Genomic DNA, 14495 nt, shown 5'->3' with positions numbered 1-14495 from the left:
GGTGTGATTATGGCTAAGACCAAACTGTTTGAAGCTTGGAGCTTCCGTCTCCAGCAACCGGCGCCCTTTGACGACCCGAAATATGCCGGATCCAAGTCGATGGGCTTTTCCCAGTACAACACATCCAGTACAGCTCAGAAGTCCACGCTCCATGCGCCTACGATGCGGGCCTTGCTCGCATACGCCAAGCTGGTGAGCGCAACGGAGAATGGGCAGAGTGTCGATGGCCTCGGCGCCATCGGGCATCAGGGCACTACTTACCGCATCAGTGAGTATCGATCCGCCAACAAGACGGACTGTGTGGTCTTCAACCCCGTCACCGGCAAATTCAATGCCGCACAGGTGGAGGACGGCACACAGGCCTTGAAGCCCTATTCTGTTGGTGCCGGCAACGGCACCGGTTCGGGCCTCCTGTTCTGCCTCATGCCCGTCCTCAACGAGGATGACGAGTTCCGGCAGAAGTTCCAGGAGTTTGTCTCCCTCCTTGAGAGTGGCTGGGCAGATATGGATGCGGCATTCGAATGCGCACTGACTCTCTGTGATAATGTCTACCGTCGCATTGAGAACAGTAAGCAGCTGGGTTCTGATGGCGTCAAGATCTCCATCCCTACGACTGGCAATATCTCCGTCATTACCCAGATGGCCATGGACAGCGGCAACTACGCTCCCACCGGCGCCTCTTATGGGGAGTTCACCATCATGCAGATGTCCGGGACACCTACGGCGAAAGCGTCTTCCTTCCAGAAGGAGGATTTTGTAGCCAAGTACGCGCTCTCCAACCGTACTCTTACGGCACGAGAGCTGGCAATGGTGCCCACGCTGCCCGACTGGTACATCATCCCCAAAGAGGTCGTCCGTGTCTGTGAGCACGCCAAAGTCACTACGGCATCCAGCCAGCCAATGCGTAACTTCCTGTTCCGGGGCGAGGCTGGTACCGGCAAGACCATGGGCGCACAGGCAATCGCAGCAGGGCTCAATCTGCCCTACACGCTTATGACCTGCAGCGCCAACACGGAGATCACCGACCTAGTTGGACAGTTTATTCCTGATACCAACGGCTTTCATGGCAGTACTCCTATCGAGGATCTCCCGAAGATCTCCGACATCACCATGCATCCGCCCAGTGTCTATATGATGCTGACCGGTGAGTACGACGAGGAGAAGACGGAAGACGATGTGCTGCAGAAGCTCATCGAGATTGCTGTTGGAAATCTGGTGGAGAAGGAAGAAACACCCGGCCAGCGCATCCGCTATGTGGATACACCTCTCGTTGAGGCGATCCGGCACGGCTATGTTTGTGAATTGCAGGAGCCTTCCTGTATCGCAAACCCCGGCGTTCTGGTCGGCTTGAACTCTCTGCTGGATAACTGCCAGGTGATTACTCTGCCCACCGGAGAGCGTGTAAAACGTCATCCGGATACGGTGATCGTAGTCACGACCAACTCGGACTACTCCGGATGTCGCGACATGAACCAGAGCGTGATTTCCCGTATGGATCTGATCTATGACATGGAAGCTCCCGACTTGAACACGATGGTGAAACGCGTCATGAATGTCACCGGTTTTACCGATGAGCAGGAGGCGACGAAGATGGCCATTGTCGTGCGTGACGTCGCTGAGCGCTGCCGCCAGACCATGATTACGGACGGCAGCTGCGGTATGCGTGAGTTCAAGAGTTGGGTGCTGTCCACCATGGTAACTCATGACCCGTATGAGTCAGCCTTGTCCACCATCATTTCCTCTGCCTCTGCGGATCCGGATAATCGTGCCGAGCTGATCTCTTCGTGTTTGGAGCCCCAGTACTCAAGAACAATTTGACGAAAGAGGTGTTTATTGATGAAAGTCGAAAGAGAATCCTTTGTCCGTTTTGCCGTCGCGGTTGCTTTGGCCTGCTATGACCTGCCCGCAGATCGGGCCACGACCTCCGACGAGGCCGCAAGGCTCGTGAAGTGGGTCATCGACATGGCACTCGGCCCTGCTGCGTCTGGCGTGCTCGTTGAGCCTATGCGGAACTATCCTCCCTCCGGGAAGATGCCGCTGATTATCAGCGTGGCCGGCGTCCAGCAGCACCTGTTCTGGTTCTACCCCCAGCAGCCCTTCGAGGAGATGTGTGAAACGCTCTCAGCGATGCTCAAAGATATCCCCGTCACCTGTGACAGTGTCCCGGCGTGATTGGAGGAACCGCGTATGAGAACATCACATCGACAGATCCGAAAGCGGATCCTTGACGCAAAAAGCAAGATATCAGATGAGGAGTTCTTCTCCTCAAGAGCCTATAACGGCTATCTGACCGACCTTGCCGAGGCGGCAACGAAACGCTATAAGCGGCCGCTGCGCGTGCGTGTTGTGGCAGACCATGACGATGATACCGTGGCCTTTACGGATTACCACGGCATTTATATCAATGCCTGCAACCACATCACCTGGAGCTTACCGACCCGACTGCTGCGCTCCATGAGTCTGGAGGGCTTCAATGCGCATGAGTGTGGACACAACCTGTTCACCGATAACCGCATTTGGAACAGCTACTTCAGCAAACTGGAGAAGGGCAAATTCTACCCGAAGATGCCTGACGGTCTGGACAGTATGCAAAAGCTCCATGCACGCGACATCCTCGAAGCAGTTCTCGATGAGACCGACACGGTTCCTTATCAGGTCATCATGAGTGTGGCGCACGCGCTGCAGAACATCTTGGAAGACGGATATGTGGATGCCAGGTACTCCTATGAGTTTCCTGGCTCCCCCGCCAAAGGGATCGCACTCAATAACCTGCGCTTCGCGGATACCGTGCCGGAGATCAGTGAGATGATCAATCGCAAGTATTATGACCACAGTATCGTACTCAACCTCCTGATCCAGTATATCCGGGCACACGAGGTCAATAACCTGTCAGGCTACACCGGTGAGTTCATTGACAAACTCTACCAGTACATTCCTCTGGTCGATGAGTGTGTTTACGACGACGATGCCAGATCCCGCTGTGAGACCGTGAGCAAGATCCTGATAGATCTCTGGCCAATGATGCAGCGCTGCTTTGACGCTCTGCGAGATAAGCAGAAACAGGCGCAACAGCAGGCTCAGCAGCAGAAAGGAGTCGGTAGCGGTAGTGGTTCCGGAGGCGTTCCTACCCCTGGCCAGTCTGGTAGCGGGGATGATGAAGACGATAATGGATTGCAGCAGGGTAAGCAGGCGGTTGAGGAAGACCTCTCCAGCCAACTCCCTAAGGCGGCGCCTAACTTCACGATGAAGACGACACCTGTCCCGAGCAATGGCTCCTTCACGCCCGATCCTGGGCAGATGAATGCCATCCGGGCACAGGCCGAGCGTGTGATTTCGGAAGAGAGTGACCGCATTGCTGCCCATCTGACGAATAGTATCACAAGCAGCGGCAGTGGCGGTGTGGATCAGAACAGCGAGTATGACGGCTATGACTACGAGCACGCAGCAGAGGACATTGAACGGCTTTTGGAGCATATGGCGGAGGAAAAAGTCACAGAGGAACTAGAGGAAGAACTCTCTGAAGAACTCCAGCGTGAGGCAAATTCCATCCGATATGGCAACGCGCACCGCAATATCCACATCACGGTCAACCGTATGGCTCGCGTGGATCAGAACCTCATTGACAGCTATAACCGCGTGGCTCCCGATCTTTTGATGCTCTCAAAGCGCCTGCAGCGTAGTGTTAGCACAGCGCTTCGTGATCAGCGGCAGGGCGGCAAGCAGACCGGTCTTCTGATCGGCAAGCGACTGAATCAGCACGCCTTGCACCGGACTGACGGACGCATCTTCTACAACTCCCGGCTTCCGACTGAGCCGATCAACCTTTCCGTTGGCCTGCTCATCGACGAGAGTGGCTCTATGTGTTCAAATGATCGCATTACCAGAGCCCGAGCAACTGCCATTGTGATTCAGGACTTCTGCGAGTCGCTTGGCATCCCGCTGCTGGTCGTTGGTCATACCGCCTGGAGCTCACATGTTGAACTGTTTTCCTACTCGGATTTCGATACCTACGATAAGAATAACCGCTATCGGCTGATGGACATGAGTGCCAGAGACTGTAACCGCGACGGCGCCGCGTTGCGCTTTGTGGCGGAAAAACTCTCTAAGCAGACATCTGAGGTGAAAATCCTCATGATCATCTGCGATGGGCAGCCAAATGATGACGGTTACTCCGGATCTGCAGCAGAAGCTGATCTGCGTGGGATCAAACTGGAGTATGCGCGAAAAGGTGTCAAAATCTACGCGGCAGCCATTGGTGAAGACCGCCCGCGAATTGAGCGGATCTATGGTGATGGCTATTTGGACATCACCAATCTCCAAGAACTGCCGGTGATGCTGACGAACCTGATCGTGCGTAGCCTCCCTCGATGAGAAGGGAGGTGTGGAGAAATGCAGAACTTTGAGAATTACCTGTGCGAGCGAAATGATACGATCGACAACGCTGCCTACCAGCTGATCGGCGTCCTGACGGCGGAAGACCCCGGTGCCTCTTTAGAGGATGATCCTGCTACCCCAAACTGGGATATGGCGATCATCGGCGAAGTGGTTGATGCGGTCAAGGAGATCATCATAGAAAAGGTCGGCTATACCTGCCATCCTTTCTACTGTGATGAGGTGCCTTGCTACCTGACGGACGAGTGCGATAACAAGCACTGCCCTCTGCGGCGGCATGATGTCGAAGACAAGGAGAAAGCAGATGAAGAGAAAAGTAGATTTTGACTGGTATTGCAAGACCAAGAAGGATGTCATCAACAATGCTGCCTATGAGCTCATCGTTGCTCTAACGGCCAAGTCAGCGCCACCGAGGAAGTTTGAGTTATCCATTCCCCAGTGGGATGACTTGATGATCGCCAACATCGTGGAGAATGCTATCAATGCCATTGATGAGCGGATCGGCTACTACTGCCACCCGTTCTATCATGAGGTAGACAAGCTCCCGTGCTATTTGGGCGATCGTTGTGATAACCCCCATTGCATCTTCAAAAGCGATCCTGATTATCGGAAGGCGCCGTCTTCTGTGATGGATATGGATATTGAAGAGAGGGGGTGAGGACATGCATAGCAGAATCATTGAACTGAGCAAGGATCCCATTTTGAAGCATGAGCGCATGTGCGAGAGTTCTGTCCCTGACTGGTTTTACCACTCCATTGCTGACTACACGGATGCTGACACGGACCGGGATCACGACATCAAGTGGTTCCTCGATGCTGTGGCCAGAGTTGTGGATGTGGCGGAGGATGGTAAGAGCTTCACATTTAAGCCGAAAGCCAAGCAGAAGTACTTCGAAAGACAGTACCATGCATTCCTGGATAAGGCCTGTGAGCTGACCGGCATCTCGCTGGACGCCTTCGTAGGAGAGGCCAAGTACGACATCGGCATGGCCATGTATAAGCTGAACGAGCACTATCAGGATAAGTTCAGCCTCTATGTCTACTTCAATGACGAACTGAAAAGCCTTGATGAATGGATTCGCGAGACAGATCTCAGCGGGTCCTTTTATTTTGGCGGAACCCTGGATTATCACTATTGAGAGGAGCCCCGTCAATTATGGAATTGTTTCATTTGAAGACCCCGTATCTGGATTGCCCGCAGTGCTTCTTCTACAACTCCCGCGCTCTTTCCGGCACGCCGTATATCGGTATCGCCAAGCAGGAGCCTGAAGGTGCTGAGCCGCTGATGGATGTAACCGCGAACTTGAGCGATGAAGTCCCTCTGGGCTGCATTGCCGTGAAGGACTACAGCGAAAACACTGGCCTTTTGGCTTTCCTGAAGTCGATCGGCTTCATCACGGAAGTGGTGGAGAAGCGCCGCAGTGGATATGTTGAGATCCCGATCTGCCGCTATGACAAAGCTGTCCTGGAGAGATACTCCAGGACAGCCGGGAGGTAAGGTATGGGAACAAATACAGATTTCACCGGCGCGATCCGCATCACACCCTGCGTTGAGGAGCCGCTGGCTACCAGACTCAAGCAATTCATGGACATTCGGCATATGAAGCGCAATGTGAAGACGCTCCATACGCTGTTTCCTGATCTGGAGGACCGAAAGCCTATGAGCCTGTTTGGCGACGGAGACTTCGGTGAGGAAGGCGCATTCTTCATTCCCGTGGAGACGCCTGATCTCAATCGAAGACTTCATGAGGCCGGCCCATATCCGGAAGGACTCGACAATAAATTCAGCATGAATAAGCCGCCCAATCCGTGCCCGAGCCTGTACTGTGACCTTGTCTTGCTTAACGATCCGAACAATGGCCGCTCCTATCTGGGATGGAATGAGGCTGAGAAGTCCTACTATATCACGGACTGGATCGAGCTCATTGCCGGGTGGTTATCTGAACGAGGCTATCACTTGGACGGCAAGATGTTCGCTGTGGTCGAGGGCGGCATGTCCTACTACACGATCACGGTGGACGGGGCCAAGGTGACTTCGACGGAGTTCACGCCGGAAGCTACTTATGTCAGCGAGTTCAACGACTTGCTCTATGAAGATTGAAAGTGAGGGATGTCCAAGTGGAAGACAACCGTATTCAGAATCAGATCGCAATCTACATGACCAATAAGAAACTGTGTGAGTTCACGGACAAGCTCAAGCCAGCACCGGTTGAGTACTACGCACACATGCACGCTCAGGGCGAGGAGCAGTCGGACGGGTTCCGGGCCTACTCCTGCATTGGCGTCGTGCTGCAGGATTACTCCAACGGTAAAGGCGATAAGACCGTCCGAGTCACGGCCAATCTGTCTCCCGGCTTTTTCCCCTTCGTGCTGAGCCGGATGCAGAATGACCTGGACCGTTTCGATTTCACTGAGGAGAAGATCTTCGGCGACCCCGATGAGAATGGCCTGAGCACTGTGACGAAACTGTCGATCAAGCGTGCGTCGGTCGGCAACGACGGTAAGCGCCGGAATTATCCCTGGTGCATTATCGTGGAGAACGGCCGTGCCGTGAAGGAGAAGACACCTACCGGTGGCACTCACATCAAGTCTGGCACTTACAAGAAGCAGCGCTCGGTGTATGTGAACATCAATGACCTGGACTTCTTCAACATCGTCTACCGCACGGCCCGGTTCATCGAGTCGTGGGAGCTGACCTTCGGCCCGAAACTGATCCGCGACGCTAGGAAGCTGCTGGATGACCAGCGTGCTGCGGCGCAGCAGTAAGGGAGGTGCCGGATATGAGGAAGCGTTTCCCCGGAGAGATGACCGTCCTCGGTGGCTTTGAGATGACATCCCAGACCATGCGTGTCAGTGATCCCTGCTACGATCGTGATGTCTGGTGCTGCGGTACTTTCGGTAAGTGCAAGACCGGCACATGGGAGGCTGGCGTCCTGAAGACTGACATGGGCGACTGGGGCGTGCGTTGTGCCGTCCTGGCAGTACGTCACAAGGAAACTGGCCCCGACTACAGCGTGATCCGTCAGAGGAAAGTCTATCAGATGAAGGACGGATGGTTGGAGCAGCCGATCGATGTGGGTGTTGACTCTGGTCAGGCAGGCTTCTATGACGAGGCGTTCTATCAGGACAACTCGATCTTCAAGGGTATGCCCGAGCCTGAGCATGACTACGGAGACCTTTGGTACAACCATGCCTGCGATATCACGCTCAGTGAGATGTCGGCAGGCGTCATGCCCTATGGCGTCATCTCCTCCTCCGGCTTCGGCGATGGCAGTTATGTCTGCTACACGCACAAGGGTTCGGATGGCGAGATCGACTTCGCATTCGTCATTTTCATTGATGAGTAATTGTTTTCTGGCAAGGGAGTGCTTCGGCACTCCCTTAGCCGTTTCAAGGAGGTGTTAGATTGATGATTTCTGATCGTGAGGTGACCTTTTTCCTGGCCCTTGGCGAGTTGCTGGCAGATATCGAGCAGCCGAAACGACTGATTGAGAAGAAGCTGGATGCTTTCCGCAAGGCCAGGGGGTTGACTGAAGAATATGTGCGGCGTGGGATCCGCGAGGATCTTGTCGGTGTCATCTTGAAAAAGAAACTGGCACTAATCCTGATTGCCAAGACAGCAGATGAAGTTGAGAGAGCTGCCAATCCACATCGGCCTCAATACGACTTCGGAACATGGCGTGAAGACCCCTTTGCGCTTCCGGAGGAGGAGTTGGCTATTTGGGGCATCGTCTCTCCCTACAACATGCTGCGACCCGAGGCACAGGATCGATATATGGATCTCTTTACCCGAGTGTTTCACATCACCAGAGAGCAGCTGATCAGCAAGGCCATCAATGATGTCAAGCTGGAGGTGGAGTAGATGGATTTCTATTTTGGAATCGATCTGCTGCAGCAACTCCGGCAGTACTATGAGGGCCGGCTATCGCTGGCGCTTGCAAAAGGCTTTGACCAACAGGACGCCAAGTATCACTGGCTTTTTAAGGAACTGGAGTGTCGGGTAAGCACGCTAAGGAAGCTCATGTCCATGATCTCGGTGTTGCCGGAGTTTATGTGCCGGCAGACGGAGGAACAGATTTTTGCCATGGTCATTGGCCACACGACAACCTGGTTCTCCAATGAGAATCTTGGTGGTGAGCAGCCAAGGGATGCCAAGGGCAACTGCCTCTACTATCAGGATACCAACCCATATTGGGTGGACATGCGTGAGGCCATGGATCGCTTCACCCTGAGCTATGACTACACCCATCTATCCACCTTCTATGCCGATCTTGCGGAATATATCGTGATGACAGTGCGCTTGTACTTCTTCATCCGCGAGAAACAGTTCCGCCCGATCGACCGGGGAAAGTATGACGAGTTGGTTGGTGTTAAGGCGGCTCTGCCTACCCCTGCGTGAGGAGGTGTCTCATATGCCCCCTCTTACCCCTGAGCAGCAGGCATTTGCTGAAGAGCATCACGGTCTCATCTTGGATTTTATGGAGAAGCACAGTCTCGATGACGACTACTATGGGCTCCTAGCCCAGCGGTATCTGAAAGTGGTGGTGCGGTATCTGACTGAGGAGGAACTGCGTAAATACAGCTTCTCCACGGTGGTTTGGTACCATCTGCGTTCAGAGCTATCGAACTATGCACGAGATCAATTCGGAAAACCGCAGGAAATCCCAATCGAGTTCTATTGTGAAATCCCTGCACCTGAAATTGCTCCGATTGATGATGGCATCTGGCGTGTGATCGAAGATAACCTCACCTATAAGCAGTTTGAGGCGATCCAGTTCCGCAACCAAGGCTACACCAATCGTGAAATTGCAGACCTATGCGGAGTTAAGCGGAAAGCGATTGAAAAGCGCTTTGCCAGGATCCGCAAAATACTATCTAATTTGAAGGAGTTTTGATTATGAGCCACTTTTCTGTTTCTGTTATTGTTCCCCATGATTATAGCAACAGCCATGTAACCGCCAATGATATCGAGAATTGCCTGCATCGCATTCTGGCCCCTTATGATGAACAGACCGAAGAGGCGGAGTATCGCGAGTTCGAGGATCGGACGGACGAGGCAAAAGCCGACTACGAGACTGACACCATGCGTGTCATCCGGTACCCGGACGGCACTATACGCTCGATCTACGACCGCATCTTCACCGACAAGTTCTATATCCACGAAGATGTGATTTATCAGTATGGTGCAGAAAAGAGCATAGCGGACAAGCTGCAGACGGAGGAATCTAAGGCCCTTGAGCTGGTAAATGATTATCCCGTCAAAGCATGGTACGCCTCTTTCGAAGCCTACTGTGAAGAGCATCGTGGCTACATTCAGGATAGTGAAGGACTGTGGGGCTACACCTATAATCCCAACGCCAAGTGGGACTGGTGGCAGATCGGCGGCCGTTTCTCCAGAAACTTCCTGGTGAAGGAGGATCTGGAGGATTGCATCATCTCCTATGATCGCAGCAGTGGTGAACCTGACGGCGCTCCCAAAGGTTATAAGTATGTGGATGCTGCACGCAAGAAGGATATCTGCTGGGACCTCATGAAGCAGCTCACTGTCGAAGAGGTTGAAAAGGGATACCAGAAGTGTGTCGCTGCGTTTGCATCCAATGACCCGACTGGGTTCGGTCCTTTGACCAAGATTGTCGAGGACGGCATTGCCAGTTGGGGCAGCATGATCTACCTGAAGGGTGAAACGCTGGACGAGTTTAAGGCCAGAAAAGGAGCAACGGACATGGATCAGTACATGATCAGTTCGTTCGCAGCCATTGATCGCAATGGTGATTGGTTAGGCTCTGGCGATATGGGCTGGTTCGGCATCTCCACCAACGATAAGGAGGAGCGTGCCTGGAACGACGAGCTGCAGACCCTGATGAATGAAGCGCAAGATGACGACTTCCTTGTTGTCGTTGACTGCCACATCTGATTTTTGAAAGAAGGCCCGGAGTCGAGCGATGCGTTTGCACCTCGGCTCCGGGCCTCAGACATACGAATAGGAGGAATTACCAATGGCACTTACCTATGTGTGCTCGCCACTCTCCGCTCCGACAAGGGCAGAGATGCTGGCCAATGCCGCAAAGGCAAGCACTTACATGATGAAAGCAGAACAGGAGTTTGGCAATCGTGCCGTTGCGCCGCACGCCTATCTCCCGTTTCTGCTCGATGATACCGCCCCTGAAGAACGCGCTTTGGCCTTGGAGTTTGGGCAGAAGCTGTTAGCAATGTGTACCCGCCTGGTTGTCTACGGCGACCGGATCAGCAGCGGCATGAGCGCCGAGATCATGAAAGCGGAGGAACTGGGTATCCCGGTTCTGCAGCGACCTGGTCTTGTGCTCGAGGAGGCCCCTAAACCGGTCATTGTTGGGCGCTGTATCAATGGCGTGACCATCAATGGCCTTGAATACCTGCAGAACGATGATGGCGAAGTGCTCTACTTCAAAGGCATCACTGCAGCAAAGGACTATCTGCGAGAGCATGAGGTGACAGACGAAGAAATGGAGGACATCGTCTTGCGTGAGAGTGTCGGGACCTGTATTCGCTGTGGCGATCCACTGTTTCCGAGCGACATCTCCGGGTATGCTTACCAGTGCTTCAAATGCGATGAAGACTTCTATGCCTTCGAGCAAGGCAGAAATTCGTGATAATAGAAAGGAAGACTTGTTTATGGAAATCAACCGTGGCGATGTATTCTATGTGAATCGCAGTGAGACTATCGGCTCCGAGCAGCGGTCCGGCAGGCCCGCCATTATCGTATCCAATCCAGAGTGCAATGAGCACAGCCCTGTGGTCGAGGTCGTGTACCTGACCTGCCAGTACAAAAAGCCCATGCCCACTCATGTGCGGATCGAAAGCATTGGTCGGCGCTCTACGGCCCTCTGTGAGCAGATCACCTCTGTGGATGTCAGCCGGCTCGGTGACTATAAAGGCCATTTGACGGACGGGGAAATGGAGCAGGTAGATATGGCACTTATGAAATCTCTCAGTATCCATCCTCTTACGCAGCAGGCTAAAGTTGAGCCTGTGGGCCCCAGCGTGGACGATGCAGCCTTGGCCATGATTGCGCTCCGCTTTCTGGAGGGCTTTTTGCAGAAGCGGTGCGGCGTGGAAATCAGCGGCAGTATCTGCTCTGACCTACTTGGTCAGAAACAGCGCTGATGGAGGTGTGAAATGAAAGGTTTCTACCAAAGACGATCTGACGGTCAGATGGCAGATATGCCGCCTTGCGGACTCTGCCTGCATAAGAACAAGGCGACATACCAGTCGCCTTGTTATAACTGCATTGACATCGTTGACCTGTGTCTCCACCGGCCTAACGCCGAAACCGAGTTTGCGAACTTCGTTCCTGCAGAGGGGGTGGAAGCGGTATGACTGAGCGAGAGGAATTGTTGCAGCGCCTGGAACGCGTGAAGGCCCTGGCCGAGCGTGGCGTTGGCGGCGAAAAAGAGAATGCCGAAGCACTTCTCAACCGCCTGATGGCCAAGTATGGCATTTCAGAAGAGGACATTGAAGACACCGCAGAGCGAGACTACTTCATCCGGTATCACAATTTTTGGGAGAGAAAACTCATCGTACAGATTGCCTACAAGCATCTTGGCAGCGGTCACTGCTGCGGTACGGTCGGCACCCAATCGGGACGGCCGCACAAGGAGATATGTGTGACTTGTACGCCGGCCCAGTACATTGAGATTGAGGCCGACTTTGAGTTTTACAAGGCCGCTTGGGAGGAAGAACTTGCCATCTTCTATTCTGCATTTATTTCGAAGAATGACATTTTCCCACCACCGGAACTGGCCTCGCCCAGCGATGACGATGAAATCGATCTGGTTCGGCTTGAGAAAGTGAGAGCGATGATGAGCGGTATTGACCGGCGCACACGAAGTAAGGCACTGCCTGGTTCTATGGAGGATGATGACGATGAATGATGAACTGATTGCCAAGACACCAATTGGTGAGATCGTGGTCGGGATCAAGTCTGACTACGACTATCCCGGCATCTTTGTAGAGCTGCGTGGAGAACATCTCAATGACCGCTTCAAAGAGGGCGCTGTCCGCCTTGCTTGGGTTGAGTATTCTTCGGACAAGCAGTGCCTGCAGACCATTGCCTATGGCGATGGCAATGCAGATGATTTCACGCATCTTATTGAACACGAACACATCCTGAAGACTTTCGAATGATTGGAGGAACGATTGTGAGCAATGCACGATTGATGAAACCGCTGTTTTATGATGGCAATTTTAACCGAGATGGTAAGAAAATGAGAGCTGTGTTCGAACGAGAAATCTCTGATGGCACGGTTTCCTATCGGCTATGGAGAAGTGACGGGAAGCCGGACATCCAGTATCCCCGCGCAGAGAATGATAACTATCTCCTTTATGCGGAGATCCGGGACTATCTGGTTCCTCTGCGAATCACGGATTTCTATCTGATCGACCACGCCGGATACCCTGCAGCTGTCGCAGAGTTGTATGGTAACAAGGATGCCCGCAATGATTATTTCGATAATCTCCGCAAGTCTGGCGATGATGCTGTCTTGGAAGCTGTCCGGCGTGAGCGGGAGAGAATCATGCTCCTGGGCAGCGACCCAGCTTGCCAAGCATCCTACATCAAGAAGCTGTTTGACAACAATGTTGCGTGTTTTGGGGCATCCAAAGAAAACGGAGGCGAAAGTTTCCCAGATTATGTCGGTGCCCTGATCCTCGGTGAGCTTGATAAGTGCGTTGCACTGTCAGCTGTGTATCGAAAGAAGGAAGACGAAGTGGCGAAGGAGCGGAGAACTAAGGCCGAAGCCGAAGAGAGAGCATTCTGTGAAGAGCAGAATCGACTGTCCGAGCAGGCCGTTCAAGAAGCGATCCGAACCATCAAAGATGGTGGTGTCCTGCAAAACCAGACTGTGAAGTTCTATCGCAGTCGGTACCGCTGCAACGCTTTTTCTATTGTCAACTACCTGATGCGGAAATATGGAGTTAATGTCCCTCTCCGCACACAGGGATGGATCAATGAGAAGCTGACCAGCGTCACGATCGAAAATGGGAAGTGTGAGCACCTGCGGTACATGAGAGCTAAGGGTGCCCAGTGCTCCCAGCGGTTTTTCGACTGCATGAGTGAGCTGATCCACAATGTCTGCGCTGAAACGGAGGGCTGATTATGGAGTATCACTGGTACGAAGACTATTGGACCATGCCTCGTAACCTGCCGAAAGGACATCAGTTCTTCATCGGCTATTACCAGACGCAGCGGGCAATTCGATTTCATGTAGAGAACATCCACACGGATCAGTCGGTGTTTTTATCTACATGGTTGCTGGATAATGGATATCGTGTATTTCTTCATTTCAAGAGTGGAATTGTCACCGAGTTGAAACTCGGTGACAATCCTCCTCCCGGAGGAAGAATCAATTCACCTAAAAATCTTGAAGGACTTCTGCTCAGCGGGTGTCTTGGAAAACTGTCAGAGTGAGGAACTGAATATGGATACCAATCGTTATTTGAAAGCCGTCAACATCGAGTGGGATGTGGACTTGGCGGAGGATCTTGATTCGCTGCCCAAAGAGGTCCAGATACCGGATGGGATGACAGATACGGAGGAAATCTCCGATTATTTGTCCAATCTGACAGGCTTCTGCCACAGAGGTTTTGGACTTAAAGAGACATAGCGTTATCAGGTAAAGCTGTGTTACGGTTACGAGAAAAGAATTCAAAGCACCTATCAACTTCATCAAACTCAGCGATGTACTGCTAAGGCGCACTTTCTCACTGAAGTACATCTTCGAACTCAAGGAATAGAAAATCGGGGTAGCACAAGCGTGCTGCCCCGATTTATTCGTCTAAGCCGGCAAAGAACTCGTCATAGCTGCAGTTGTAGAATTTGCGCAGCTCAATAATGACGCTTGCCTTGATGTTCAGTTCTCCAGATTCGTACTTGGCATAAGCGGTTCGACCGATATCACAGCCGCGACGCTGGAGCTCAGCGCAGAGCTTCTCTTGTGAAATGCCATACTGATCACGCAGCCGCCTGAGATTAGACCCCATGTTGCGGTCACGACGGATTTTCTGTTCCATATGATCTCTCCCCATTGACCAGTATTGGTTGCAATCATCATCATTTTACGGTACAA

The 14495-nt window shown here is 52.8% G+C and carries 22 protein-coding genes; 21 read left to right on the top strand and 1 reads right to left on the bottom strand.

The window, feature by feature from the left end; genetic code table 11:
* Positions 1 to 9 precede the first annotated feature (9 nt).
* From H8Z83_RS06790 to H8Z83_RS06690, 21 genes are all read left to right on the top strand, one after another.
* On the top strand, positions 10 to 1818 hold the full coding sequence (locus H8Z83_RS06790) for an AAA family ATPase (protein ID WP_147561700.1): 1809 nt from the start codon (positions 10 to 12) through the stop codon (positions 1816 to 1818).
* An 18-nt stretch (positions 1819 to 1836) separates the two neighbouring features.
* On the top strand, positions 1837 to 2172 hold the full coding sequence (locus tag H8Z83_RS06785) for a hypothetical protein (RefSeq protein WP_187014347.1): 336 nt from the start codon (positions 1837 to 1839) through the stop codon (positions 2170 to 2172).
* Between the two features lie 15 nt (positions 2173 to 2187).
* Positions 2188 to 4371 (top strand): vWA domain-containing protein, encoded by a 2184-nt coding sequence (locus H8Z83_RS06780; protein ID WP_187014346.1) that lies wholly within the window; start codon positions 2188 to 2190, stop codon positions 4369 to 4371.
* 18 nt (positions 4372 to 4389) lie between these two features.
* Positions 4390 to 4719: a hypothetical protein gene (locus H8Z83_RS06775; protein WP_177693566.1), complete on the top strand. Its 330-nt coding sequence runs from the start codon at positions 4390 to 4392 to the stop codon at positions 4717 to 4719.
* Complete coding sequence (locus tag H8Z83_RS06770) at positions 4697 to 5050, top strand: hypothetical protein (protein ID WP_118625530.1); 354 nt, start codon at positions 4697 to 4699, stop codon at positions 5048 to 5050. The genes H8Z83_RS06775 and H8Z83_RS06770 overlap by 23 nt, the downstream gene beginning before the upstream one ends.
* Before the next feature lie 4 nt (positions 5051 to 5054).
* On the top strand, positions 5055 to 5531 hold the full coding sequence (locus H8Z83_RS06765) for a hypothetical protein (RefSeq protein WP_108979775.1): 477 nt from the start codon (positions 5055 to 5057) through the stop codon (positions 5529 to 5531).
* A gap of 17 nt (positions 5532 to 5548) precedes the next feature.
* The gene (locus H8Z83_RS06760; protein ID WP_108979774.1) at positions 5549 to 5890 is read left to right on the top strand and encodes a hypothetical protein; all 342 of its coding nucleotides are present in this window, start codon (positions 5549 to 5551) and stop codon (positions 5888 to 5890) included.
* Positions 5891 to 5893: 3 nt separating this feature from the next.
* On the top strand, positions 5894 to 6493 hold the full coding sequence (locus H8Z83_RS06755; RefSeq protein ID WP_147561688.1) for a hypothetical protein: 600 nt from the start codon (positions 5894 to 5896) through the stop codon (positions 6491 to 6493).
* Between the two features lie 17 nt (positions 6494 to 6510).
* Complete coding sequence (locus tag H8Z83_RS06750) at positions 6511 to 7158, top strand: hypothetical protein (RefSeq protein ID WP_148341899.1); 648 nt, start codon at positions 6511 to 6513, stop codon at positions 7156 to 7158.
* A gap of 14 nt (positions 7159 to 7172) precedes the next feature.
* Positions 7173 to 7739, top strand: coding sequence for a DUF4241 domain-containing protein (locus H8Z83_RS06745; protein ID WP_187014345.1), 567 nt, complete (start codon positions 7173 to 7175; stop codon positions 7737 to 7739).
* A gap of 62 nt (positions 7740 to 7801) precedes the next feature.
* Positions 7802 to 8254 (top strand): hypothetical protein, encoded by a 453-nt coding sequence (locus tag H8Z83_RS06740; protein WP_108979770.1) that lies wholly within the window; start codon positions 7802 to 7804, stop codon positions 8252 to 8254.
* Positions 8255 to 8791: a hypothetical protein gene (locus tag H8Z83_RS06735; RefSeq protein WP_187014344.1), complete on the top strand. Its 537-nt coding sequence runs from the start codon at positions 8255 to 8257 to the stop codon at positions 8789 to 8791. It begins immediately after the preceding gene.
* A gap of 13 nt (positions 8792 to 8804) precedes the next feature.
* Complete coding sequence (locus H8Z83_RS06730) at positions 8805 to 9287, top strand: sigma-70 RNA polymerase sigma factor region 4 domain-containing protein (RefSeq protein ID WP_147561680.1); 483 nt, start codon at positions 8805 to 8807, stop codon at positions 9285 to 9287.
* Between the two features lie 2 nt (positions 9288 to 9289).
* Positions 9290 to 10306 carry a hypothetical protein gene (locus tag H8Z83_RS06725; RefSeq protein ID WP_147561678.1) on the top strand — a complete coding sequence of 339 codons (1017 nt, stop codon included), beginning with the start codon at positions 9290 to 9292 and terminating at the stop codon, positions 10304 to 10306.
* 82 nt (positions 10307 to 10388) lie between these two features.
* Positions 10389 to 11021 carry a DUF7768 domain-containing protein gene (locus H8Z83_RS06720; protein ID WP_187014343.1) on the top strand — a complete coding sequence of 211 codons (633 nt, stop codon included), beginning with the start codon at positions 10389 to 10391 and terminating at the stop codon, positions 11019 to 11021.
* Between the two features lie 22 nt (positions 11022 to 11043).
* Complete coding sequence (locus tag H8Z83_RS06715; protein ID WP_187014342.1) at positions 11044 to 11535, top strand: type II toxin-antitoxin system PemK/MazF family toxin; 492 nt, start codon at positions 11044 to 11046, stop codon at positions 11533 to 11535.
* 209 nt (positions 11536 to 11744) lie between these two features.
* Positions 11745 to 12302 (top strand): DUF2786 domain-containing protein, encoded by a 558-nt coding sequence (locus H8Z83_RS06710; protein ID WP_147561672.1) that lies wholly within the window; start codon positions 11745 to 11747, stop codon positions 12300 to 12302.
* Positions 12295 to 12555 carry a hypothetical protein gene (locus H8Z83_RS06705; RefSeq protein ID WP_187014341.1) on the top strand — a complete coding sequence of 87 codons (261 nt, stop codon included), beginning with the start codon at positions 12295 to 12297 and terminating at the stop codon, positions 12553 to 12555. Before H8Z83_RS06710 ends, H8Z83_RS06705 begins: the two co-directional genes overlap by 8 nt.
* 14 nt (positions 12556 to 12569) lie before the next feature.
* Positions 12570 to 13523 (top strand): 2-hydroxyacyl-CoA dehydratase, encoded by a 954-nt coding sequence (locus H8Z83_RS06700; RefSeq protein WP_147561667.1) that lies wholly within the window; start codon positions 12570 to 12572, stop codon positions 13521 to 13523.
* A 2-nt stretch (positions 13524 to 13525) separates the two neighbouring features.
* A complete protein-coding gene (locus H8Z83_RS06695) occupies positions 13526 to 13837 on the top strand; it encodes a hypothetical protein (protein ID WP_147561665.1) in 312 nt (103 codons plus the stop codon).
* Positions 13838 to 13847: 10 nt separating this feature from the next.
* Positions 13848 to 14033: a hypothetical protein gene (locus H8Z83_RS06690; protein WP_119347330.1), complete on the top strand. Its 186-nt coding sequence runs from the start codon at positions 13848 to 13850 to the stop codon at positions 14031 to 14033.
* A 163-nt stretch (positions 14034 to 14196) separates the two neighbouring features.
* On the opposite strand, the gene H8Z83_RS06685 is transcribed toward H8Z83_RS06690, so the two are convergent.
* On the bottom strand, positions 14197 to 14439 hold the full coding sequence (locus H8Z83_RS06685) for a helix-turn-helix domain-containing protein (protein ID WP_108979759.1): 243 nt from the start codon (positions 14437 to 14439) through the stop codon (positions 14197 to 14199).
* Positions 14440 to 14495: the final 56 nt, after the last annotated feature.

It is taken from the genome of Dysosmobacter segnis, assembly GCF_014297285.1.
Lineage (GTDB): Bacteria > Bacillota > Clostridia > Oscillospirales > Oscillospiraceae > Oscillibacter > Oscillibacter segnis.
The sequence above is the reverse complement of the archived record's forward strand: the minus strand, read 5'-3'. Positions and strand labels throughout refer to the sequence as shown.

What these genes read in the sequence shown, in the direction of transcription:
- H8Z83_RS06775 (WP_177693566.1), top strand. Translation starts at nt 4,390, where the DNA reads ATGCAGAACTTTGAGAATTACCTGTGCGAGCGAAATGATACGATCGAC.
- H8Z83_RS06785 (WP_187014347.1), top strand. Translation starts at nt 1,837, where the DNA reads ATGAAAGTCGAAAGAGAATCCTTTGTCCGTTTTGCCGTCGCGGTTGCT.
- H8Z83_RS06790 (WP_147561700.1), top strand. Translation starts at nt 10, where the DNA reads ATGGCTAAGACCAAACTGTTTGAAGCTTGGAGCTTCCGTCTCCAGCAA.
- H8Z83_RS06780 (WP_187014346.1), top strand. Translation starts at nt 2,188, where the DNA reads ATGAGAACATCACATCGACAGATCCGAAAGCGGATCCTTGACGCAAAA.
- H8Z83_RS06695 (WP_147561665.1), top strand. Translation starts at nt 13,526, where the DNA reads ATGGAGTATCACTGGTACGAAGACTATTGGACCATGCCTCGTAACCTG.
- H8Z83_RS06705 (WP_187014341.1), top strand. Translation starts at nt 12,295, where the DNA reads ATGAATGATGAACTGATTGCCAAGACACCAATTGGTGAGATCGTGGTC.
- H8Z83_RS06720 (WP_187014343.1), top strand. Translation starts at nt 10,389, where the DNA reads ATGGCACTTACCTATGTGTGCTCGCCACTCTCCGCTCCGACAAGGGCA.
- H8Z83_RS06760 (WP_108979774.1), top strand. Translation starts at nt 5,549, where the DNA reads ATGGAATTGTTTCATTTGAAGACCCCGTATCTGGATTGCCCGCAGTGC.
- H8Z83_RS06735 (WP_187014344.1), top strand. Translation starts at nt 8,255, where the DNA reads ATGGATTTCTATTTTGGAATCGATCTGCTGCAGCAACTCCGGCAGTAC.
- H8Z83_RS06725 (WP_147561678.1), top strand. Translation starts at nt 9,290, where the DNA reads ATGAGCCACTTTTCTGTTTCTGTTATTGTTCCCCATGATTATAGCAAC.
- H8Z83_RS06690 (WP_119347330.1), top strand. Translation starts at nt 13,848, where the DNA reads ATGGATACCAATCGTTATTTGAAAGCCGTCAACATCGAGTGGGATGTG.
- H8Z83_RS06755 (WP_147561688.1), top strand. Translation starts at nt 5,894, where the DNA reads ATGGGAACAAATACAGATTTCACCGGCGCGATCCGCATCACACCCTGC.
- H8Z83_RS06765 (WP_108979775.1), top strand. Translation starts at nt 5,055, where the DNA reads ATGCATAGCAGAATCATTGAACTGAGCAAGGATCCCATTTTGAAGCAT.
- H8Z83_RS06740 (WP_108979770.1), top strand. Translation starts at nt 7,802, where the DNA reads ATGATTTCTGATCGTGAGGTGACCTTTTTCCTGGCCCTTGGCGAGTTG.
- H8Z83_RS06730 (WP_147561680.1), top strand. Translation starts at nt 8,805, where the DNA reads ATGCCCCCTCTTACCCCTGAGCAGCAGGCATTTGCTGAAGAGCATCAC.
- H8Z83_RS06715 (WP_187014342.1), top strand. Translation starts at nt 11,044, where the DNA reads ATGGAAATCAACCGTGGCGATGTATTCTATGTGAATCGCAGTGAGACT.
- H8Z83_RS06710 (WP_147561672.1), top strand. Translation starts at nt 11,745, where the DNA reads ATGACTGAGCGAGAGGAATTGTTGCAGCGCCTGGAACGCGTGAAGGCC.
- H8Z83_RS06685 (WP_108979759.1), bottom strand. Translation starts at nt 14,439, where the DNA reads ATGGAACAGAAAATCCGTCGTGACCGCAACATGGGGTCTAATCTCAGG.
- H8Z83_RS06770 (WP_118625530.1), top strand. Translation starts at nt 4,697, where the DNA reads ATGAAGAGAAAAGTAGATTTTGACTGGTATTGCAAGACCAAGAAGGAT.
- H8Z83_RS06745 (WP_187014345.1), top strand. Translation starts at nt 7,173, where the DNA reads ATGAGGAAGCGTTTCCCCGGAGAGATGACCGTCCTCGGTGGCTTTGAG.